Origin of the sequence: Paracoccus niistensis (assembly GCF_042432925.1) — a bacterium.
GTDB classification, from domain to species: domain Bacteria; phylum Pseudomonadota; class Alphaproteobacteria; order Rhodobacterales; family Rhodobacteraceae; genus Paracoccus; species Paracoccus niistensis.
Genome location: NZ_JBHLWE010000047.1, coordinates 272,630 through 293,680, shown reverse-complemented (window position 1 = coordinate 293,680; position 21,051 = coordinate 272,630). Strand labels below are relative to the sequence as shown.

General features: G+C 68.6%; 19 protein-coding genes, 1 tRNA gene and 1 pseudogene. 8 read left to right on the top strand and 13 right to left on the bottom strand.

Annotation, left to right across the window (positions count from 1 at the left end):
• Positions 1 to 581: 581 nt before the first annotated feature.
• Positions 582 to 1,463, bottom strand: a complete 882-nt coding sequence (locus ACFFII_RS16555; protein ID WP_377699964.1) for a manganese catalase — start codon at positions 1,461 to 1,463, stop codon at positions 582 to 584.
• 333 nt (positions 1,464 to 1,796) lie between these two features.
• Between ACFFII_RS16555 and ACFFII_RS16550 the strand changes: the two genes are divergently transcribed.
• Positions 1,797 to 2,504 carry an MgtC/SapB family protein gene (locus ACFFII_RS16550; RefSeq protein ID WP_377699963.1) on the top strand — a complete coding sequence of 236 codons (708 nt, stop codon included), beginning with the start codon at positions 1,797 to 1,799 and terminating at the stop codon, positions 2,502 to 2,504.
• Between the two features lie 24 nt (positions 2,505 to 2,528).
• On the opposite strand, the gene ACFFII_RS16545 is transcribed toward ACFFII_RS16550, so the two are convergent.
• Entirely contained in the window at positions 2,529 to 3,674 is a 1,146-nt protein-coding gene (locus ACFFII_RS16545) for a multidrug effflux MFS transporter (protein WP_377699962.1), read from the bottom strand.
• Positions 3,675 to 3,999: 325 nt separating this feature from the next.
• On the opposite strand from ACFFII_RS16545, the gene ACFFII_RS16540 reads away from it, so the two are divergent.
• Positions 4,000 to 4,998: a PAS domain-containing HWE histidine kinase family protein gene (locus tag ACFFII_RS16540; RefSeq protein WP_377699961.1), complete on the top strand. Its 999-nt coding sequence runs from the start codon at positions 4,000 to 4,002 to the stop codon at positions 4,996 to 4,998.
• 285 nt (positions 4,999 to 5,283) lie between these two features.
• Positions 5,284 to 5,463: a hypothetical protein gene (locus tag ACFFII_RS16535; protein ID WP_377699960.1), complete on the top strand. Its 180-nt coding sequence runs from the start codon at positions 5,284 to 5,286 to the stop codon at positions 5,461 to 5,463.
• Positions 5,464 to 5,655: 192 nt separating this feature from the next.
• Here ACFFII_RS16535 and ACFFII_RS16530 read toward each other — a convergent pair.
• From ACFFII_RS16530 to ACFFII_RS16520, 3 genes are all read right to left on the bottom strand, one after another.
• A tRNA-Leu gene (locus ACFFII_RS16530) sits at positions 5,656 to 5,741 on the bottom strand.
• A 44-nt stretch (positions 5,742 to 5,785) separates the two neighbouring features.
• The gene (gene lipA, locus ACFFII_RS16525; protein WP_377699959.1) at positions 5,786 to 6,733 is read right to left on the bottom strand and encodes a lipoyl synthase; all 948 of its coding nucleotides are present in this window, start codon (positions 6,731 to 6,733) and stop codon (positions 5,786 to 5,788) included.
• Between the two features lie 113 nt (positions 6,734 to 6,846).
• A complete protein-coding gene (locus ACFFII_RS16520; RefSeq protein ID WP_377699958.1) occupies positions 6,847 to 8,043 on the bottom strand; it encodes a DUF6456 domain-containing protein in 1,197 nt (398 codons plus the stop codon).
• A 206-nt stretch (positions 8,044 to 8,249) separates the two neighbouring features.
• Here ACFFII_RS16520 and ACFFII_RS16515 point away from each other — a divergent pair, with 206 nt between their 5' ends.
• Both ACFFII_RS16515 and ACFFII_RS16510 read left to right on the top strand, forming a co-directional pair.
• Entirely contained in the window at positions 8,250 to 8,588 is a 339-nt protein-coding gene (locus ACFFII_RS16515) for a DUF6477 family protein (protein WP_377699957.1), read from the top strand.
• Between the two features lie 249 nt (positions 8,589 to 8,837).
• On the top strand, positions 8,838 to 9,578 hold the full coding sequence (locus tag ACFFII_RS16510) for an invasion associated locus B family protein (protein WP_377699956.1): 741 nt from the start codon (positions 8,838 to 8,840) through the stop codon (positions 9,576 to 9,578).
• A gap of 61 nt (positions 9,579 to 9,639) precedes the next feature.
• Here ACFFII_RS16510 and ACFFII_RS16505 read toward each other — a convergent pair whose 3' ends face one another.
• From ACFFII_RS16505 to rpiA, 5 genes and pseudogenes are all read right to left on the bottom strand, one after another.
• The gene (locus ACFFII_RS16505; protein WP_377699974.1) at positions 9,640 to 11,013 is read right to left on the bottom strand and encodes a Do family serine endopeptidase; all 1,374 of its coding nucleotides are present in this window, start codon (positions 11,011 to 11,013) and stop codon (positions 9,640 to 9,642) included.
• A 744-nt stretch (positions 11,014 to 11,757) separates the two neighbouring features.
• Positions 11,758 to 12,768: pseudogene (gene hflC / locus ACFFII_RS16500) on the bottom strand (protease modulator HflC); the annotation flags it as partial.
• A complete protein-coding gene (hflK, locus tag ACFFII_RS16495) occupies positions 12,768 to 14,024 on the bottom strand; it encodes an FtsH protease activity modulator HflK (RefSeq protein ID WP_377699955.1) in 1,257 nt (418 codons plus the stop codon). The gene hflK and the pseudogene hflC, both read right to left, overlap by 1 nt.
• 101 nt (positions 14,025 to 14,125) lie before the next feature.
• Positions 14,126 to 15,505, bottom strand: coding sequence for a glutathione-disulfide reductase (gene gorA, locus ACFFII_RS16490; protein WP_377699954.1), 1,380 nt, complete (start codon positions 15,503 to 15,505; stop codon positions 14,126 to 14,128).
• Positions 15,502 to 16,230, bottom strand: coding sequence for a ribose-5-phosphate isomerase RpiA (rpiA, locus tag ACFFII_RS16485; RefSeq protein ID WP_377699953.1), 729 nt, complete (start codon positions 16,228 to 16,230; stop codon positions 15,502 to 15,504). Before rpiA ends, gorA begins: the two co-directional genes overlap by 4 nt.
• Before the next feature lie 239 nt (positions 16,231 to 16,469).
• Here rpiA and ACFFII_RS16480 point away from each other — a divergent pair, with 239 nt between their 5' ends.
• The 3 genes from ACFFII_RS16480 to ACFFII_RS16470 are packed head-to-tail and all read left to right on the top strand — an operon-like array spanning position 16,470 to position 18,633.
• Positions 16,470 to 17,651, top strand: a complete 1,182-nt coding sequence (locus tag ACFFII_RS16480; protein ID WP_377699952.1) for a bifunctional 2-C-methyl-D-erythritol 4-phosphate cytidylyltransferase/2-C-methyl-D-erythritol 2,4-cyclodiphosphate synthase — start codon at positions 16,470 to 16,472, stop codon at positions 17,649 to 17,651.
• A complete protein-coding gene (locus tag ACFFII_RS16475; RefSeq protein WP_377699973.1) occupies positions 17,651 to 18,139 on the top strand; it encodes a phosphatidylglycerophosphatase A family protein in 489 nt (162 codons plus the stop codon). The genes ACFFII_RS16480 and ACFFII_RS16475 overlap by 1 nt, the downstream gene beginning before the upstream one ends.
• Positions 18,139 to 18,633 (top strand): CinA family protein, encoded by a 495-nt coding sequence (locus tag ACFFII_RS16470; protein ID WP_377699951.1) that lies wholly within the window; start codon positions 18,139 to 18,141, stop codon positions 18,631 to 18,633. The genes ACFFII_RS16475 and ACFFII_RS16470 overlap by 1 nt, the downstream gene beginning before the upstream one ends.
• Here ACFFII_RS16470 and ACFFII_RS16465 read toward each other — a convergent pair.
• Genes ACFFII_RS16465 through ACFFII_RS16455 form a run of 3 tightly spaced genes read right to left on the bottom strand, consistent with a single transcriptional unit; the run spans position 18,630 to position 21,042 of the window.
• The gene (locus ACFFII_RS16465; protein ID WP_377699950.1) at positions 18,630 to 19,661 is read right to left on the bottom strand and encodes a threonine aldolase family protein; all 1,032 of its coding nucleotides are present in this window, start codon (positions 19,659 to 19,661) and stop codon (positions 18,630 to 18,632) included. The two genes, ACFFII_RS16470 and ACFFII_RS16465, sit on opposite strands and share 4 nt — an antisense overlap.
• On the bottom strand, positions 19,658 to 20,098 hold the full coding sequence (locus tag ACFFII_RS16460; protein ID WP_377699949.1) for a YcgN family cysteine cluster protein: 441 nt from the start codon (positions 20,096 to 20,098) through the stop codon (positions 19,658 to 19,660). Before ACFFII_RS16460 ends, ACFFII_RS16465 begins: the two co-directional genes overlap by 4 nt.
• Complete coding sequence (locus tag ACFFII_RS16455) at positions 20,098 to 21,042, bottom strand: bifunctional riboflavin kinase/FAD synthetase (protein ID WP_377699972.1); 945 nt, start codon at positions 21,040 to 21,042, stop codon at positions 20,098 to 20,100. The genes ACFFII_RS16460 and ACFFII_RS16455 overlap by 1 nt, the downstream gene beginning before the upstream one ends.
• Between the last annotated feature and the right edge of the window lie 9 nt (positions 21,043 to 21,051).

The following is a 21,051-nucleotide window of genomic DNA, read 5'->3' as shown; positions in this document are numbered from 1 at the left end:
TATCTAGGGGACACAAACAGAGAGGGCAAGACGAAAAAATCATCCAAGCCGCAACTTCGTTGCAAGCGGCTGTAGAACAACGATTTCTACCCACGCTTCTGGGACACGAAAGCGACCGGGGCAGGACTGATCCCAAGCCCCGCTCCGAATCCTACACGGAATCGCAACGCCCAAGTGACAGAAGACGTTCCAACCCAAAGGACACACAGGGCACCTCGAGGACCAGCGAGCCTGCCGACAGTACGCTACCAATTCCATTCTCCAGCATCCGGCCGACCTGTCCTATTTGGCAACTAACCAGACGAGATCTGCTGGGGTAATCATCGCCTTGTTAGTGAGTGTGCCACTTGGCGTTTACCAGTGCGTGGGGGTGACCTTTGGTTGCCCCCTTCTGGTTGGTCCCTGATCAATCCCGAAAGCCCGCCCGTCCCGGCGGGTTTTTTCCTGCGCATCTTTCACGCGCAACAGTGCGGATGCGCCCTCCCCCACTCCTCCCTGATCCTCTGCGCATAGCGGGCGCTTGCCGATGCAGCGCCCGCACAAGGATGGGGGCTAGGCCGTGCAGACCAGCCTCCGCCACCTTACTCCTTTGCAGTCTTGGGAACGGGGTGCGTGGGCGTGCCGTAAAGCCGCGGATCGACCGGGTTCAGCAGGCCCTCATCGCTCGACAGGGGCTGAGGCGAAGCGAGGTATTCGAATGTCCCCTTGCCATCGGGGGTGGTGCCCGCCGACCAGCGGCCTTCACTGCTTTCGGTGCCTTCCGAGCAGTTCCAGAACTGGTAGCTGACGCGCTCGTCCTCGAGCGACTGCGGGAAGTTCGAGGGCACAGGGGTTTCCTCCAGCCCGTCGGCGCGCAATTCCTCAATGGCGGCGAGCCACTGGTTCTGGTGCATGGTGTCGCGCGCGATCATGAAGGCCAGCATCCGCTTGACGCCCGGGTCGGTGGTCAGGTTGAACAGCCGCGACACCTGCAGCCGCCCCTGGCTTTCCGCGGTGACGTTGAAGCGGAAGTCGGCCAGCAGGTTGCCGCTGGCGATGGTGTATTTCGCGTTCCAGGGACAGCCCACGCTGTCCGCGGGCATCGCCCCCGAGCCGGAAACGATGGCGTGCTGCGGGTTCATTCCCGCCACGATCACGTCCTCGACCCGGCTGCCGCCCAGCACGGCACCCACGACGCTGTTCCGGGCCGCGTCCTCCTGCGCCTCGACGGGCGAGTTCTCCAGCAGACGCGCGATCATGGTGGCGAGCATCTCGACATGGGCGATCTCCTCGGTGCCGATGTCCATGATCATGTCCTTGTATTTCTGTGGGCCGCGGCAGTTCCAGCCTTGGAACAGATAGGTCATCATCACGCTCATCTCGCCCCATTGGCCGCCCAGCGGCTCTTGCAGCATCTTGGCGAAGACGGGGTCGGGGCGCTCGGGCTTTGCGTCGAACTGAAGGTGCTTGGTGCGGAAGAACATGCAGGGCTCCTTTGCTGATGTCGCCTTTTTCGGCGTGTCGCAGGCACTGAGAAGCCGGCGCGCCCTGAGGGAGCGCTTGCGGGCCTCGCCGGTGCCGTGACGGGGGCTCAACTGTCTTGCAGCGCCCTGGTTGCCCTCCAGCCACTTATGTTATGCCATTCCCACAGCCCGCGGGGATCATTGGCACCCTGCCCTCTCTTGAACGGGCACCCTTGCTTGCGGACTTGAGTTCGGCGCGGCATCGGCTTCTGCTGATGTCTTGCAGACCTTTGTCTGAACCGCTGACAGGAGCGCGCCTTGCCAGACTTCCTCTTGCCTGTGCTGACGGCCGAAATGTGGCTTCCGCTCGCCAGCAGCCTGCTGACCGGCATGCTGATCGGGCTCGACCGCGAACTGCAGGGCAAGCCTGCGGGGCTGCGGACGCATACGCTCGTATGCTTCGCCTCGACCCTGCTGACGCTGGCGGCCGCGCACCAGGGCCAATGGGCGGTCAATCTTCTGGCGGGTACGCAGGTCGTCTCGGACCCCACCCGCATGGCGCATGGCATCCTGACCGGCATCGGCTTCCTGGGCGCGGGCGTCATCTTCCGCGAGGGCTCGTCGGTCCACGGACTGACGACCGCTGCATCCCTGTGGATCGCGGCCGCATTGGGCGTGGTCTATGGCGTGGGGATGTTCGGCCTGGCCCTGATCGGCACGGTCGCTACCCTTGTCGTCCTGATCGCTCTGCGGCTTCTTTACGCAGTGCTGCCGCGCAGTTCGGGCCTGCGCCTGACGATCACGGTCGGCGAAGGCAAGGACCTTGACGCAGCAGCGGTCCGCCAGCTTCTGCGGACCCACGGCCTGCGCGACCAGCCCCTCAGCCAGAGCTACGATTCGCGCAACAAGACCATCCAGTTCATGACCTCGACCTACAGCCGCAGCCTGTCCGGGTGCGACCAGCTCGCCGAGGCCCTCCGCGCCCACCCGGCGGTTCTTGATTACACGATGCTGCTGATCGAGGACACGGGCGTGACCGACTCGCCGGAACGGGACGGGTAGGCAGGAAGCTGACCGGGCTCCCCCTCAGCGCGCATCCATCACGGCGAGGATCGCACCCAGCGACCCAAGCGCGGACAGCAGCATGATGACCAGCAGAGGCGTGGCGCCTGCGCCCGGCACCAGGAAATAGCCTGCAAGCGCCGCCAAGGCCGCGCCCCCCGCAACCGCCATCGCGCCGCCCAGTCCGCTGGCGGTTCCTGCAAGCTCGGGCCGCACGCTCATCATCCCGGCATTGGCGTTCGGCATTACCATGCCGTTGCCCAGGCCCATGAAGGCGACGGCCCCGAAGAACATCAGGGGATGGTGCAACTGCGCCAGGTCGGCCGTCAGCGACACCGCCAGGGCGGCCACCGTCACGACCGCGCCCCACAGGATCATCCGGTCCATGCCCACAAGGATCGACCAGCGGCCCGAGGCGAAGTTGCCCAGCAGATAGCCGATCGAGGGCGCGGCGAACCAGTAGCCCACCTCGGCCGGGGACAGGTGGAACACTGTCTCGCCGACAAAGGGCGCGCCGCCCAGATAGGCGAAGAAGGCCCCCGAGGCGAGCGTCGCCGCCATCGCATAGCCCCAGAACCGGCCCGACCGCGCCAGCACCGGATAGGCCTTGATCTGCGCGCGCAGGGACAGCCCGCCCCGCGCAGTCTCTCCCATGTCCACCCAAGCCAGAACGAACACCGCCACTCCGAGGGCGAGCATCGCGGTGAAGCTCGCCTTCCAGCCCCACAGCTGGTCCAGCGCGCCGCCCAGGATGGGGGCCAGCATCGGGACGACCGACATGCCCATGGTGACATAGCCGATGCGGCTGGCGGCCGCGGGTCCCGCAACCATGTCGCGCACCACCGCGCGCGACAGCACCAGCCCCGTCGTCACCACCGCCTGAATCATCCGCATGACCAGGAACCAGCCCGCGTTCGGCGCCAGCAGCGTCCCCGCGCTCGCCGCAAGGAAGATCGCCAGCGCCCCCAGCATCACCGGCCGGCGTCCCCAGCGGTCGCTGATCGGCCCGACCAGCAGCTGGACCACCGCCGAAGCCGCCAGATAGGCCGAAACCGACAGCTGCATCAGCCCGTAATCGACGCCGAAATACCGCGCCATCCCGGGAAGGGAGGGCAGGAACACGTTCATCGACAAGGCGGCGATGCCGGCCAATGCCACCAGCGTCGCCATCTTGGGCGGGGTTCTCGTCCCAATCGTGAAAGACAATCCATGCTCCCGAGGAAGATCAGGGCGGCATCCGTGTCGTGTCGCCAAGCCGTTTTCTCACCCGGACCGAGCCACGAAGACAAGCCTTCGGCAAAGCCGCGCGATCTGCCCGGGGCACCGGCGCACGGCCCTCTCGCGCCGCCCGCGATGGCGTCGCGTCCGGCCCTCCCTTTGGGGGTCGCCTATGACCGAGGGGCATGCTAGCCTTCGCCGCCCCGGCCCCCCTAAGGGTTGATCGGACATTTCGTTACCTGAAACCAAGCACTTCGCCCTTCATCCAAGAGATGCCATGTCAGTTCTGGAAGAAAATCTGCAGCAGCACTTCGCTGCGATCGTGGCGGGCTCGGATGACGCGATCGTCGCCAAGGATCTCAACAGTATCATCCTGAGCTGGAATCCGGCCGCCGAACGCATCTTCGGCTATTCGGCCGAGGAGGTGCTGGGCAAGCCGATCACCATCCTCATCCCCGAGGACCGCCAGCACGAGGAGGTGGACTTCATCGACCGCCTGCGCCGGGGCGAGCGGATCCAGCATTTCGAGACGCTGCGCCGCAAGAAGAATGGCGAGCTGTTTCCGATCTCGGTCAGCATCTCGCCCATCCGGGACAGGAACGGGAAGGTCATCGGGGCGTCGAAGATCGCCCGCGACATCACGGCCCAGCGTCGCGCCGCCGAGCAGCAGCGCCTGCTGCTGTCGGAAATGAGGCATCGCGTCGGCAACAGCTTCGCGATTGCCGGCGGACTGCTGAGGCTCTGCGCCGACCAGGCTTCGGAGGTGGACGAGTTCGTGGGCCTTATGCGGGGGCGCTTCCTTGCCCTCGCCGCCGCGCATTCCCTTGCCGCGCCTGCCACGGCAGAGGGAGCGCAATCCTCTGGGGAAAGGCCTCTCGGCGCGCTTCTCGAAGCAATCCTCCAGCCCTTCACGGGACCGCTTCCTGCCGACGTCAGGATCGAGGATATCGTCGTCAGCGGTGCCGCCGTCACGCCCTTGGCGCTGGTGCTTTACGAACTCTGCACCAACTCGGTGAAATACGGGGCACTGTCCGGGAAGAACGGACGGCTTGCGATCACCGGCACGCGCGAGGGTGACCGCCTCATCATCCGCTGGACGGAGGAATTCGAGAACCAGCCTCGGGACGAGCAGGTTTCCCGAAGCGGCTTCGGAACCACGATGTGCGAGTCGGCGGTAAGGGACCAATTGGACGGCACGTTCCAGCGTGTCTTCACGCAAAGCGGGATGGAGGCCACGCTCGACCTCAACCTCCATCGCCTGACGGGGAAGACCTGAAGGCTTCCGGTGTGGCGAAGCCGGAATGCACAGGTGCAGAGGGCGCATCCAGACCTGGACTGCCTGTCGGACTCGCCTGTGGTGGCAAAGCATTCCAGGCAGAGCAAGCCTGCGCATTTTCCGGGCAGATTCCGGAACAGCAATGGATCGTCAGCCCTGTTCTGCGCGTTGAAGCGCGATCACCATGGTTTCAGGCGCCCCGATCAGGCGCCTGGCGGCAATGCTCCGGCAAGGGATGCAGGGGCGGACCCTCTACATGGACCCATTCCACGAGGATGCCGGGCAATGTCCGACCTCGCTGCCCGACTGGAAAACGAGTTGATTGTCCTGAACCACGCGGCCCAGCGCGCGGCGGCCACCGCCCTGTCGCTGAACCACCCGCAGGCCGAGGCCCTGAGGATGATCGCCGCCTTCACCGAGCGCCTTGTCAAGGAAAGCGGCCCGTCCTCGAGCTTCAGGCAATGAGGCGTGCTTGAGGTCCATCGGGGAACGCGCAGCCCTTGGCTTGATCAGCAAGGCACGTCGCCCTGCATGCGCAATGCGCCGACCGCCAGAACCGCCAGTTCCAAGAACGAACGCCACCCGCCGGGTTGCATCCAATGGATCTCCCGGCCAGACCCCGAGAGGGTAGCGGCTGAAGTCGATTGATTATGGAAGTGGTACCCGAGGTCGGACTCGAACCGACATATCCTTGCGGATGGCGGATTTTGAATCCGCTGCGTCTACCATTCCGCCACTCGGGCACGCGCCTCAGCGATAGACCGACGCCGGCGCCGACGCAAGCGGCTCAGGCGCCGGCGAGCCTTGCCTGCCGTGCCAGGCGCAACCGGGCGAAGTCATCGCCCGCGTGATAGGAGGATCGCGTCAGGGGCGTGGCCGACACCATCAGGAAGCCCTTGCCCCAAGCCGCCTTCTCGTAACCCGCAAATTCCTCGGGCGTGACGAAGCGGTCCACGCGGTGGTGCTTGGGCGTGGGCTGCAGATACTGGCCGATGGTAATGAAGTCGATATCGGCCGCCCGCATGTCATCCATGACCTGCAGCACGCCCTGCCGGTCCTCGCCCAAGCCCACCATGATCCCGGACTTGGTGAACATCGAGGCGTCCAGTTCCTTGACCCGCTGCAACAGCCGCAGCGAGGCGAAATAGCGCGCCCCCGGCCGCACGGTCGGATACAGCCCCGGCACGGTTTCCAGGTTGTGGTTGAAGACGTCGGGCCGCGCCTCGACCACGGTTTCCAGCGCCCCGGGCTTCGCCTTCAGGAAGTCCGGCGTCAGCACCTCGATGGTGGAACCGGGCGACCGGTGGCGAATGGCGCGAATCGTCTGGGCAAAATGCTCGGCCCCGCCATCGTCCAGGTCATCGCGGTCCACGCTGGTGATGACCACGTGCTTGAGTCCCAGGGTCGCCACGGCATGGGCGACGCGGCCGGGCTCGAACACATCCAGCGCGTCGGGCTTGCCCGTCGCCACGTTGCAGAAGGAACAGCCGCGCGTGCAGATCTCGCCCATGATCATCATGGTGGCGTGGCCCTGGCTCCAGCACTCGCCGACATTGGGGCAGCCGGCTTCCTCGCAGACGGTGGACAGGCGGTTGGTGCGCAGGATGTCGCGCGTATCCTTGTAGCCTTGGCTGACCGGCGCCTTGACGCGGATCCAGGCGGGCTTCTTGGGCTGGTCCTGGTCGGGACGATGGGCCTTTTCGGGGTGGCGCAGGACCGGCGGCAGGTCGGACATCGGAAAACCTCGAAGGGTCGGAAGCGGCCATGTGGCCCGAACCCCGAGGTAGTCCTTTCCGCCGGGTTGATCAACCGGCGCGGCCGGGTGCAGCAGATCGGTCCCGCAACCTGTCAGCCGATCAGCGGCCCGCCCCGGCCGTAACGCTCGCGGTAATGCCGTTCCAGGCGCATCAGGGCCAGCCGCAGCACCACCTTTCCCGACCGGGCCGACCATCCCAGCCGCCGTTCGGTCATCTCGATCCCCTCCAGGAAGCAGCAGACGCGCAGCACCAGGTCGCCCATGCCGGGGCCAAGCTCGCGCAGCGCCTCGGCCACGCGGCGGCGCGCGGCCTCGGACCCGCCTCCGCCGGCACCGGGGACGAAGCCCGCGTCGATGCCCGCCGTCATGAAGCCGTCCCAGTTCTGGGTGACGCGCACGCCCATCTGCGCCAGCTCGAAATCCTCGCGCAGCCGCTCGCCTGCCGTGACCATGCCGTTGTCCAGGAAGGGCTGGCCATTGGCGTCGCGGCGGCGCGCGAGGACCAGCAGCGGGCTTTCGGCGATGTTGACGCGCATCCGCCGCATCCCCTCGCCATCGGGATCGTCAAGGACGCGCTCCTCCATGATCCGGTGGGCCTGCGCTGCTTGGGGACCGAAGTCGGGCATCTCGAAGGGCGCAGCCACTTCGGCCATGCCGCCGGGGGCGTCCACGGGGGCCGCGTTGCCGAAATCGGCCGCCGTGGGCAGACCCACCGGGCGTCCGGTGACCATCGACTTCAGCGCCGCGCGGCCCGCCGCCGTGATCGCATGGCGGGTGATGCGGCCCTGCGCCACCATCGCCACCCAGCCGCGCAGAGCCAAGGTCTCGGCCAACCGGCGGTCCAGCACCGCCGTGCGGATGTCTGCGCGGGTGACGATCGCCTTGTCCATCCCCTCGGCCACGGCCAGCACCGCGCCGGGCTCGGCCAGCCGCCGCAGGACACGGCGCATCTCGGTGCGGTCCTGCTCGGTCAGGGCATCCTGGCCGACCCGCTCCACGGCGCGGTCGATCAGGGGGTCGTCGCGGCGGTTCTCGAACCGGCGGATGCGGCGCAAGATGGTCGAGGCATGGCAGCCCGTCTCCCGGGCCAGTGCGCGGATCGACTCTCCCCCTTCGACATGGCGCAGGTAAAGCTGCGCATCCTCGGGCAGGGCCAATCGAGGCACTGCCATGACATCCGAGGCAGGCGGCAGCACCGCCGCTTCGGCGGAAGCTCCGGGCAGCACCCCTTCGCAGGACCGCAGCGGGATCGCGGCAGCGTCGGCGAAATCACCCGTCAGTATCGTCATTTCAGCATTTCCCTTGTCATCCTCGGGCCGACCCGACCCTGGGTCCCGAACCTGTCCGAAAAGATAGGTCGGTCTTCATCTCGGTGAGGAATGGCTAAGAATCCCTAAAGATCATTAACCACGGCGGACGCTGCTGCCGCCGCTGGCGCAACATCGGCACAAGGCAGGCAAGACTTGAGGCATCATTCGACGCCCGGAGCCTCACCATGAGCCTGATGTCCAACGTCCTCGCCTTTCCCGCGCAGCCGGTCCTGCCGTCGCTGCGCCGTCCTGCCGCGCTGGTCCGCGCGGCCATTGCCGGCCAGGCGCAGTGGCGGCGCGACCGCGACCTGCGCCGCACCCTGCGCAGCGACAGCCTGCCGAGCCCCGGACAGGCGCTGGCGCGGCTGCGGGCCGACGAGGACCGGATGAACGCCGCGCGCCAGGAAGGCGCGGCCGACTACGACCTGCATCAGCACGTCATGCTGATGATCGCCATCCTGACCGAGTCGCGCCTGGCGGTGGCGCAGCAGATCCCCGGCCCTCGCCTGCGCGCGATCAGCTGAAAGCCCGGGCGATGCAGTCCTTTTAGCCAATTGACGCATGGTGCCTGCCGCACTAACGTCGCCTGCAATAAAACCGCCGGTCTGACAGGGATGGACGGGGAACGGGGCCAATGGCCGTCGTTCCCCGTTTTGTTTTCCGCAGGTCTGCAGGCTGGTTGCCGCCTTCTACGCAAAGGTTACGGCGCGCCCGCTGACATGGCACGGGACGCATGGTAACAGGGCCGCCGCGTTCAGCCGAAAGGATCATACATGGCTCGCACCTCTTCTGCCGTTCTGGCAGCCCTGCTCGCGGCCGCGCCGCTGGCCGGCGCCTTCGCGCAGGCGCCTGCCGAACAGACCCCCGCCCCGGTGACGGCCCCCGCGGCCGAAGGCGCCGCCGCCCCTGCCGAAACTGCGCCCGCTGCCGAGTCGCCCGCGCCCGCCGAAGCACCCGCGACCGCCCAGGCCCCTGCCCCCGCGGCATCGGACACCGCCACCCCGGCCCCGGCGGCAGGCGCGGCCCCGGCGCAGACCCCCGCTCAGGACCAGGTCGGCAGCTACTACACCAAGTCGACCCACGGCGACTGGCAGCTGCGCTGCCTGCGCACCCAGGACGGTAAGGACCCCTGCGAGCTTTACCAGCTGCTGCGCGACGACCAGCAGACTCCCGTCGCAGAGATTTCGGTTGTCCCCTTCTCGGGTGAGGCGGCGGCGGTCCTGAACTTCGTGGCGCCCCTGGAAACGAACCTCGAGGCCGGCATGGGCCTGCAGATCGACGCCGGCAAGAACAACCGCTACCCCTTCATGGTCTGCGCGCCGATCGGCTGCGTGTCGCGCATCGGCATGTCCCAGGCCGAGCTGGACAGCCTCAAGCGCGGGAACAAGGCCACCGTCTCGCTGCTGCCCTTCGGCGGCACGATGGAGGAAAACCTCGTCCGGCTGAACGTGTCCCTGTCCGGCTTCACGGCAGGCTTCGACGAGCTGGTGAAGGTGCTGGAAGCGGCGAAATAAGCCAAGCACCGCAAAAAAAAGAGGCGCCCTAGGGCGCCTCTTTCGATTCAGGGAAGTGCGATCACTCTTCCAGCGACAACGCGACGAAGCGCGGCTCTCCCTGGCGACGGATCAGCACCAGGACCGACTGTCGGCCAGCCTCGCGTGCCTCGGTGATGCGGGCGTTCAGGTCATCCAGGCTGGTGACCGGCTGCTGGCCCGCCTCGACGATCAGGTCGCCCGTCTGCAGCCCCTTGGCCGAGGCGTCGCTGGCCGGATCGACATCCTGCACCACCAGCCCCGCCGTGCCCTCGGGCACCTGCAGCCGCGCGGCCAGTTCCGGCGTCAGCGGCGCCAGCGTCATCCCGAGCACCTGACCGGGGGCGCCCGGCTGGCCGCTGCCGTTCTGCTGGCCGGTGCCCTCGGAGTCCGCCAGTTCGCGCCGGCCCAGCGTGACCTTCAGGGTCACGGGCTTGCCGTCGCGCAGCACGGTGACGTCCACCGCGTTGCCCACCGGCGCGTCCGCCACGCGGCGCACCAGGTCGCGGGTGTCCTTGACCGGGCCGCCCGCGAAGGCCGTGATGACGTCGCCCGCCTGGATGCCCGCGTCGGCGGCAGGACCCGCCGGAACATCTGTCACCATCGCGCCGCCTTCGGTTTCAAGGCCGAGAGATTCTGCGATGTCGGGGCTGACGTCCTGGATCTTGACACCCAGCCAGCCGCGCCGGGTTTCCCCGAATTCCTGCAGCTGCTGCACCACACCCTGAACCACGTTCGAGGCCATCGAGAAGCCGATCCCGATCGATCCGCCGCTTGGCGACAGGATCGCGGTGTTCACGCCGATGACCTCGCCCTGCAGGTTGAACAGCGGACCGCCCGAGTTGCCCCGGTTGATGGCCGCGTCCGTCTGGATGAAGTCGTCGTAGGTCCCCGTCAGCGCCCGGCTTTTCGCCGAGATGATGCCGCTTGTGGCCGAGAAGCCCTGCCCCAGCGGGTTGCCCAGCGCCAGCACCCAGTCGCCCACACGGGCCGCGTCGCTGTCGCCGAAGCTGACGAAGGGCAGCGGATTGTCCGCCTCGACCTTCAGCACCGCGATATCGGTCGTCGGGTCGGTCCCGACCAGCGTCGCGGGCAGCCGGGCGCCCGAGTAGAATTCGATCTCGATCTCGTCGGCGCCTTCGATCACGTGGTTGTTCGTGACGATCAGCCCGTCCGCCGAAACCACGAAGCCCGAGCCCAGTGCGTTCGAGCGTTGCTGCATCTGCGGACCGCCCGGACCGCCGAAGGGCGATTCAGGACCGCCGGGAATGCCGAAGTCCCGGAACAGGTCCGAGAAGGGGCTTCCCGGGGGAAGGCCGGGAAATTGGTTCACGGGACGCGAGACGATCGCCGTTGTGGTGATGTTCACCACGGCGGGGCTGACCTGTTCGACGATATCGGCGAAGGTCTGGGGCATGACCGCCGTGGCCGAGGCCACCTGGTCGCCCGCGGGCCGGGTCGGATCGGCGGCCTGGGGCACCTCGCCGGTCGCCGCCTGGCCGGGGACCGTTGTTGTTTCAGGGGTCTGCGAAGGGGCCGCCTGCGCCGGCTGGACCGGCTGCTGCTGCGCGGGCACAGGCTGCGTCTGGGCCTGCTGGGCATATGCCGGGGCCAGGGCCAGCGACAGCGCCATGACCGACGCCGTCACGCCAAGCCGGGACATGAGCGAGTTGAAGTTCATCAAATATCTCCATGACTTGGCCGGCAGACGCAGTCCCCGGCCGGCCCCGGGGGCATGCCTCGCATATGTGTCAGCCGTTGCCCGAAGGCAACGCATCTTTGCGTCATCAGGTCGTGAAAACCGTTTCGCTCTTGACGCGCTTTCACCGCGGTTTCCCCGGCACATGCAAAAAGGCGCGACCAGTGGGCCGCGCCTTTCGTCAACTTCCTTGCGCCGGGGTCAGTTCCCCACGGGCGCCGGCTCCACGGGAACGGTCCCGGTGGCGGCGGGCGCCTGCCCGTCCTCGACCGGCGGCTCGGCCAGAACCGCCGCGCCCGTCACCGGATCACCGGCCGAAGGCGCCTGCGGAACGCCGGCTGCCGGGGCGACCGCGCCGCCCGACGCGCCCTGACCGCCGGCGGCGGGCGCAGCAGTCGCGGCCGCGCCGCTTTCGCCATCGACCGCCTCGTCCACGCCGATGATCTCGCTCAGACCCTCGGCGGCGGCGGCGGTCGCCTCGGCCTGGGCTGCGGCGGCGGCGGCCTGCGCCGCGGCCTCCTCGGCCACCTCGCTGATCGAGGGCGCCTCGGGCGGCACGGCGGCGGCAACCTCGGGCGGCACGGCGGTCGGGTTCACCCCCGTGTCCGAGCCGGTGCCCAGATAGGCGAAGAACTCGCCCGTCGGGTTGATCACGATCGAGCTGTTGCCCTGCTGCAGCGCCCGCTCATAGGCGGTCATCGAGCGGGTAAAGGCGAAGAACTCGGGGTCACGGCCGAAGGCCTCGGCATAGATGGCGTTGCGCTGCGCGTCAGCCTCGCCTCGCACGATCTCGGCCTTGCGGCGGGCATCCGAGGTCAGCTCGACCACGGTCCGGTCGGCGGTCGCGCGGACGCGCTGCGCGGCCTCGCCGCCGCGGGCGATCTCGTCGGCGGCCTCGCGTTCCCGTTCCGCCCGCATCCGGGCATAGGTCGCGGCGAGGTTCTGTTCCGGCAGATCGGTGCGGGTCAGGCGCACGTCGATGATCTGGATGCCCAGCGCATCCGCCTCGTTCCGAGCAGCATCGCGGATCTGCGCCATCAGCGCGGTCCGGTCGTTCGACAGCACCGTGGTCGAGGGGACCGCGCCCAGCACGCCGCGAATGGCGTTGGTCATGATCCCGCCCAGGCGCTGCTGGGCGAAGTCGATCCCGCCCTCGCCCACGGCGCGGCGGAAGGTGACGGCATCGGCGATCTGCCAGCGTGCGAAGGCGTCCACCACGAGGCGGCGGTCGTCCAGCGGGGTGACCTCCATCGGCTCGGTCTGCAGGCCGAGGATGCGCGCGTCATAGCGCACCACGCGATCGATGATCGGCAGCTTGAGGCCGAGGCCCGGTTCCTCGCGCACGGTGACGACCTCGCCGAAGCGCAGCACCAGCGCCTTTTCGCGCACGTCCACGATATAGACCGAGGCCATGATCGCCACCGCGAGGATGACGACCAGCGGCAGGGCCAGGATTGAAAGGGTGCGGCGCATCAGTTGGTCCCCGTCTGCGGAGTCGTCGTGGTCGGCGTGGCGGTTCCGGCGCTGCCGGCCCCTGCGTTCGCGCCGGTGCGCGGCGCGGGGGTGCTGTTCAACTGGTTCAGCGGCAGATAGGGCACCACGCCCTGCCCGGCCTCGCCGTCGATCAGCACCTTGTCCACGTTGCCCAGCACCCGCTCCATCGTTTCCAGATACATCCGGCGGCGGGTCACGTCGGGCGCCTTGACATATTCGTCATAGACCGAGTTGAAGCGCGCGGCCTCACCCTGGGCGCTGTTGACGGCCTGGGCGCGATAGGCCTCGGCCTGCTCGACCAGGGCCGCGGCCTCGCCTCGGGCGGCGGCCAGGACGCGGTTCGCATAAGCGTCGGCCTCTTTTTCAAGCCGGTCGCGTTCCTGCTGGGCGGCCTGCACCTCGCGGAAGCTGTCGATCACCTCGGCAGGCGGGTCGGCCCGGCCAAGGTTCACCCGCAGCACGTTGATGCCGGCCTGGTAGCTGTCCAGCGTCGCCTGGATCGCCTGCTCCAGGTCGGTCTGGATCACGCCACGGTCACGGTTCAGGATCGGCGCCAGCTCGCTGCGCGCCACGATGTCGCGCATGGCGCTTTCGGCCACGGCGCGGATCGTCCCCTCGGGATCGGCGAGGTTGAACAGGAACTGCTCGGGGTTCGAGATGTTCCAGACGACTTGGTAGGTCAGGTCCACGATGTTCTGGTCACGGGTCAGCATCAGCCCGCTGTCCATCGGATCGCGGCCGGTGCCGAGGTCGATGGTCCGTTCGCGGGTCACGCCCACGATCTGGTAGGTGACGAAGGGCCAGGGCGCGAAGTTCAGACCGTCGTCGCGCACGGCATAGGGCTGGCCGAACAGCAGCTCGACCGATTTTTCCGAAGTGTCCACCTGGTAGATGCTGGCGAATGCCCAGAGCGCCACCGCGCCCAGCGCGAAGATGCCCCACTTGCCGCGGTCCATCCGGGGAAGCTCGCGGCGCGGACCCCTTGGCCCGCCGGTGCGGCGGGCGCCGTCGTCGCGCCCGCCCATCAGGACGCGCAACCGGTCCTGACCCTTGCGCATCAGCTCCTCGATCTCGGGGATCTGATCGGGCCGTTTGCCGCCAGGCGGTGGCTGCCCGGGTCCCTGCTGCCCCCAGGGACGTGGGGGTTCACCCCGTTCGGGTCTCGGCGCTTGCGGGCGTGGTGGCCGTTCGTCGTCCCCGCCGTTGCCGCCGCCCCAGGGTCCCTGTTGTGCCATTCGTAAGCCTTTCGTCCAATTCAAAGCCTTAACTAAGGACCATGCCGGTCACGACAAGGCCTCGCGACGCGCACCTTCGCGTATGTGACCGCCAAAGGCGGTCACGCCGTCGCACCTCCTGCCCGCCGCACCGGCATCCGCATCGTCACAAGCTCTTCGGCAAGGGTCGGATGGACGGCGATGGCCGCGTCGAACTGTTCCTTGGTCGCGCCCATGCCGATGGCCACGGCGGCCAGCTGGATCATCTCTCCCGCCTCGGGCGCGAAGATGTGGCAACCCAGCACGCGCCGCGTCACGTCGTCCACGACCAGCTTCATCATCGCCCGCAGGTCCGAGCCCGCGAAAAGCGAGCGCATGGGACGGAACAGCGCCTCGTAGACCTCGATCGGCCCCTGCTCGGCCGCCGCTTCCTCGGTCAGTCCGATCGAGGCCAGTTCGTGCGGCCGGACATAGACGGCGGCGCCGACAAGATCGTGGGAGACCTTGCGGGGCTGCGCGCCGAAGACGGTATCGGCGAAGGAATGGCCTTCGCGGATCGCGACGGGGGTCAGGTTGATCCGGTCGGTGACGTCACCCACGGCGAAGATCGAGGGCACGGCCGTCTGCGACCATTCGTCCACGACGATCTCGCCGCGCCGGCCCAGCCTGACGCCGGTGTTTTCCAGCCCCAGCCCCTTGGTAAAAGGTGAGCGGCCGGTGGCGAAGAGAACGGCGTCGTGATGCTCGACCGCGCCATCCTCGTAGGTGACGCGGATGCCTTGGGCGTCGCGGTCCAGCCGCGCCGGGTTGGCGTTCAGCCGCAGGGTGACGCCGATATGTTCCAGCTGGTGGGTGACAAGCGTGCGACCGCCTTCGTCGAAGCCGCGCAGCAGCTTGCCGCCGCGATAGACGAGCGTCGTGTCCGCGCCGAGGCCCTTGAGGATCGTTGCGAACTCGCAGGCGATGAAGCCGCCGCCGACCAGAAGGATGCGGCGCGGCATCTCCTCCATGGTGAACAGGTCGTCCGACACCATGCCCAGTTCCTCGCCCGGGATGCCCGGCAGGGTGGGACGGCCGCCGACCGCGATCAGGATGTGCTTCGCGGTGACCTGCCGCCCGTCGGCCAGCGCGACCGTGTGGTGATCGACCAGCGTAGCGCGGCAGTCGTGGACCTCGACCCCGGCCGCCAGCAGACCGCTGCGGTAGGCGCCTTCGAGGCGAGACAGCTCGGCGTGCAACTTTTCGCGGAAGGTGAGCCAGTCGAAGCGGCCCGCCTCGGCACCCAGCCAGCCGTAGCCACGGGATTCCTCGGCGGCGGCAGGGGCCTGCGAGGCGAAGACCATCAGCTTCTTGGGCACGCAGCCCCGGATGACGCAGGTGCCCCCCATGCGGCTTTCCTCGGCCAGCGCCACCTTCGCGCCATGCTGGCCCGCCGCGATGCGCGCCGCGCGCACCCCGCCCGAGCCGCCGCCGATGACGAAGAGGTCGTAGTCGAAGCTCACGCCGTCACCTCGGGCTTGGTCATCTCGATCACCGAGCCGTCCGGCGCCCCCACCAGCGCCAGGTCGCACATGCCAAGGAACAACCCGTGTTCCACGACGCCCGGAATCGCGTGCAGGCCCGAGGAGATCGCGCTGCAATCCGTGATCACGTCCAGCGACAGGTCGAGGATCAGGTTGTCCTCGTCCGTGTGGAAGATGCGCCCGTCGCGCTGGCGCGGCAGGATCGGGCGATGCGTCAGGTCAAGCGAGTCGAGCAGGCGGCGGATGTGGACGATCGTGGTTTCCACGCCGAAGGGGATCACCTCGACCGGCAGGTGAAAGGCGCCCAGCGTTTCGACCACCTTGGTGGGGTCCGCGATCACCACCATGCGGTCGGACGCGGCGGCCACGATCTTTTCGCGCAGATGCGCGCCGCCGCCGCCCTTGATGAGGTTCAGGTCGGGATCGATCTCGTCCGCGCCGTCCAGCGTCAGGTCCAGCCAGCCGATCTCGTCCAGCTCCTCGATGTGGATGCCAAGCTGGCCCGCCAGGTCGCAGGTCGCGCGGCTGGTCGCGGCGCAGCGCAGGCGCAGACCCTCGGCCCTGATCCGCTCGGCCAGACGGTGGACCATGAAGACGGCGGTCGAGCCGGTGCCGAGGCCAAGCCGCATCCCGTCCTGCACCAGCGCGACCCCGGCACGCGCGGCGGCATCCTTGGCAAGGTCGCTGGGGGAAAGATCGGTCATCGGCGGCTCCTGTCGCTTGGCGCGGTGTTGCCACGGGATATAGCCGCGATGGACCCCGGGCGCGAGGGGGCGGAGGGTTCGAGGGGTGGCGCCGCCGGACCGGGGGTTTCACACCCCCATTGTCGTATACGACAATCCCCCGTGGGATATTTGGGCAAAGAAGAAAGACCGAGGTTTCGAAAGCGAGCCGCCACGTCTCACGCTGGCCTAAGCCCATCAGCCGCGCTAATCGGCAGGGCATGACTTCCGACAGCGCCCCCCGCCCCGCCCTGCCCCGCGACCGCATCGCCGTGCTGATCACCGCCGCAGGGCGTGGCACGCGGATGGGCGGCGAGATGCCCAAGCAGTGGCTTCCCCTGTCCGGCCGGAGCGTGCTGGCGCGCAGCATCGACGCCTTCGCAGGCTTCGACCGGATCGTCGTCACCGTCCACCCCGACGACATGGACCATGCCCTCGGGGAACTCGGCGGGCGCGTCACGCTGGTGGCAGGCGGCGCCACGCGGTCGGACAGCGTACGCGCGGGGCTCGAGGTGCTGGAGGGTTCAGGCATCACCCATGTGCTGATCCACGACGGAGCGCGCCCGCTGGTCTCGGCCGCCATCATCGGCGCGGTGGTGGAGGCGCTTGCCCAAGGCGCCCAGGCGGCCGCGCCGGGGCTTTCCGTCACGGACGCGCTTTGGCGCGGGACCGAGGATGTCGTCACCGGCTTTGCCGAGCGTGCGGGGCTTTACCGGGCACAGACGCCGCAGGGGTTTGCGCTGCCCGTGATCCTCGCCGCGCACCGGGCCGCTGCCGAAGCCGCGCCGGATGACGTCGAGCTGGTGCAGCGGCAGGGGCTTGCCGTCCGCATCGTTCCGGGGGACGAAGACAACCTCAAGATCACATGGCCGGGCGACCTGGAGCGGGCCGGGCGGATATTGCGGATGCGGGGGACAGACATGGATGTGCGGCTTGGCAACGGCTATGACGTCCACGCCTTCGGGCCGGGCGACCATGTCTGGCTGTGCGGCGTGCAGGTGGCGCATGACAAGGGCCTTGTCGGTCATTCGGACGCCGACGTGGGGATGCACGCGCTGACGGACGCCATCTATGGCGCGCTGGCGCAGGGCGACATCGGGCGGCACTTCCCGCCCTCGGACCCGCAGTGGAAGGGCGCCGCGAGCGAGATCTTCCTGCGCCACGCCGCCGAGCTTGCGCGGTCCATGGGCTATCGCCTCGGCAACGCCGACGTGACGCTGGTCTGCGAGCGGCCCAAGATCGGCCCCCATGCCGGCGCCATGCAGGCGCGGCTGGCCGAAATCATGGGCGTCGAGCCCGAGCGCGTCAGCGTCAAGGCCACCACCTCGGAACGCTTGGGCTTCACCGGACGCGAGGAAGGCATCGCCTCGATCGCCACCGCCACCCTGATCCGCGAGGCATGATGGAGCGGCTGATCGCAACCGGCTTCGGTCTCGGGCACCTGCGGCCCGCTCCGGGCACCTGGGCCTCGGCGGCGACAATCGCGCTGGGCTATGTCCTGCACCGGCTGGGGCATTTTCCGCTGGTCGCAATGGTCACGCTGCTGGTCATCGCGCTGGGCTTCTGGGCCGTCGGCAAGGCAACCCAAGGGCGGACCGAAAAGGACGAAAGCGTCATCGTCATCGACGAGGTCGCGGGGCAGATGATTGCGCTGTGCGCCACCTCGGGCGGGTTCTGGTTCGCGGGAATGCCGGCCAGCCTCTTCCCCTGGCCAGCCTGGGTCGTGCCCTTCCTGCTGTTCCGCCTGTTCGACATCTGGAAGCCCTGGATCATCGGCCGCGCCGACCGCCGCACCGACGCGGCGGGCGTGATGCTGGACGACATCTGGGCCGGGATCTTCGCGGCCGTGGCCTCGATCCTGGCCGCCGGACTTTCGCACGGAGTGATGTGATGGACGACAAACCCGCAGAGGACCTGAAGGCCCTGGCCGAGCGCGCCCTGAAGGCGGCGACCGACAAGGGTGTTATGCTGGCGACCGCCGAAAGCTGCACGGGCGGCATGATCTCAGCCGCGCTGAGCGACATTCCCGGCTGCTCGGGCGCGCTGGACCGGGGCTTCATCACCTATTCCAACGGGGCCAAGACCGAGATGCTGGGCGTGAAGCCCGAAACCATCGAGGCGCACGGCGCCGTCAGCCCCGAGGTCGCGGCCGAGATGGCGGCGGGCGCGCGCGACCGCGCCAAGGCGGGATTGGCGGTCGCGGTCACGGGCGTCGCGGGGCCGGGCGGGACCGAGAACAAGCCCGAGGGCCGCGTCTGCTTCGGCATCGCGGACGAACGCGGCACCTGGACGGAAACGGTGGACTTCGGCCCGCTGGGCCGCGACGGCGTACGCCGGGCCACGACGGCCCATGCGCTGAGGATGATGATCGAGGCGCTGGGTTAAAGCGCGCGCAGAAGGGTCGCGACCTCGCCTTCGGTCGTGGCCCAGCTTGTCACCAGCCGGATCGTCCCCTGCGTCTCGTCGTCGCCAACGGTCGGCCAGTCGGCGGCGCGCAGGCCTGCCGTTCGCAGCCGGGCGATCAGGTCGCGCGGCAGGCGGATGAAGATCTCGTTCGCCTCGACGGCGACCATCGGCTGGAAGCCCGCGCTCCGCAGGCCCGTCGCCAATTCAACCGCCGCCGCGTTGGCGTGGCGGGCGAGGGTCAGCCACAGGTCGCCTTCCAGCCAGGCCAGCATCTGCGCGGCGAGGAAACGGTGCTTGGACCACAGGTGCCCCGCCCGCATCCGGCGGAAGGAAAAGTCGCGGGCGCGGTCGGGGTCGAAGAAGACCACCGCCTCCAGCGCGAGGCAGCCGTTCTTGGTCCCCCCGAGCGAGAGCGCATCAACCCCCGCGCGCCAGGTCAGGTCGGCAGCCGAGGCCCCCGTCGCAGCCACCGCGTTGGAAAAGCGCGCCCCGTCCATGTGGACCGTCATCCCCGCGTCCCGCGCGACCGCCGTCAGCGCGGCGACACCCGCCGTGTCGTGGACGGTGCCCCACTCGGTCGCGTTGGTGATCGACAGGACGGCGTTCTTGCCGTCGTGCTCGTCCTCCTGCGGGTAATCCGCGATGCGGGCCGCCAGCGTGTCGGGCGTCATCCGGCCCGCCTCGCCCTCGACCAGCGCAAGCTGCGCGCCACCGGCCATCCAGGCGGGAGCGCCGGATTCGGAGGTCTCGATATGTGCCGTCTTGTGGCAGAAGATCCGGCCCCAGGGCGGGCAAAGCTGCGCCAGCGCAAGCGCGTTCGCGCCCGTGCCGGTGCCCAGCAGGAAGACGGCGGCCCGGGGGGCGCCCAGCATCTCGCGCACGGCCTCGCAGGCGCGGCGGGTCAGGTCGTCGCGGCCGTAAGATCCCGCCACGCCCTCGTTCGCATCCGCCAGTGCCTGCATGATGCGCGGGTGGACGCCCGATGAATTGTCCGAGCCGAAATTCATGAAAGATCCTCGATGACGTAGCGGTCCCAATCTTCCTCGGGCACGTCCGCCTCGCTGACGGTGCGGCCGCGCACGGAAACGCCCGCGCGATGGACCGCCTCGGGGTCGCCCGAGATCAGGTGGTGCCAAGGGTAAAGCGGCTTGCCCTCAGCCCGCAGGCGATAGGCGCAGGTGGCCGGCAGCCACCAGGAAATCTCGGCCAGCTTGTCTGGCGTCAGCACCACGCAGTCCGGAACATAGTCGTGGCGGTTCGGATAGGACGAGCAGCGGCAGCTGTCGCCATCCAGCAGCTTGCAGGCGACGCAGGTGAAATCCAGACTGCCGTCGTCCTCATATTCGATCTTGTTGAGGCAGCACTTGCCGCAGCCGTCGCAGAGCGCTTCCCACTCGGCGGGCTCGAGCTCATCCAGCGGCAATTCCCAGAAACGCTCGCGCATCAGGCAGCCGCGAGGATGCGGCGCGCCTGATCCTCGTCCCTGCGCATCTGGGCGATCAGTGCCTCGAGCCCCTCGAACTTCGCCTCGGGGCGCAGGTAGTCGACCAGCGCGACCGAGATGTGGCGGCCGTAAAGATCGCCGTCGAAGTCGAAGATGAAGGTCTCCAGGTTGGGCGCGTTCTCGCCGAACATCGGACGCACCCCCAGCGAGGCGACGCCCGCGTAGTTGCCCTTGTCCGGCCCCTCCAGCACGTCCACCAAAACCGCATAGACACCCAGCTTGGGCAGGTGCAGCCCTTCCAGCGCCAGGTTCGCGGTCGGATAGCCCAGCTCGCGGCCGCGCTTTTCGCCGTGGATCACCTCGCCCTCGATGCGGTGCCAGTGGCCCAGCATCCGTTCGGCGTCGCGGGGGCGGCCCCCGGCCAGCGCCTCGCGGATCGCGGTCGAACTGGTGGCCGCGTCATCCGTTTCCAGCAGCGGCACGGCCGTCACGCCAAAGCCGAGGCGCTGGCCTGCCTCGACCAGCGTATGGATGTCGCCCGCGCGGCCCCGACCATAGCGGAAATCCTCGCCCACGGTGACATGGGCGACGCCCAGCCCCTCGGCCAGCACCTCGCGGGCGAAGTCCTCGGGCGTGAGCCCGGCCAGCGTGGGGCCGAAGGGCAGTTCGTAAAGCTGGCTGACGCCGTGCCGGGCCAAGCGGTTCGCCCGCGCCTCGGCGTTCATCAGGCGGAAGGGCGGCTCCTCGCGCCCGGCGAGGCGCGCGAAATACTCGCGCGGGTGGGGTTCGAAGGTGACGATGCCCAGGGGCGCGTCAGGGCGCGCGGCGCGGGCCGCGTCGATCACGGCGCGATGACCCCGGTGGACGCCGTCGAAATTGCCCATGGCCACGGTCGCGCCGCGGGCGGATGCCGGAAGACCGCGCCAGTCGCGGTGGATGTGCATCGGCGGATT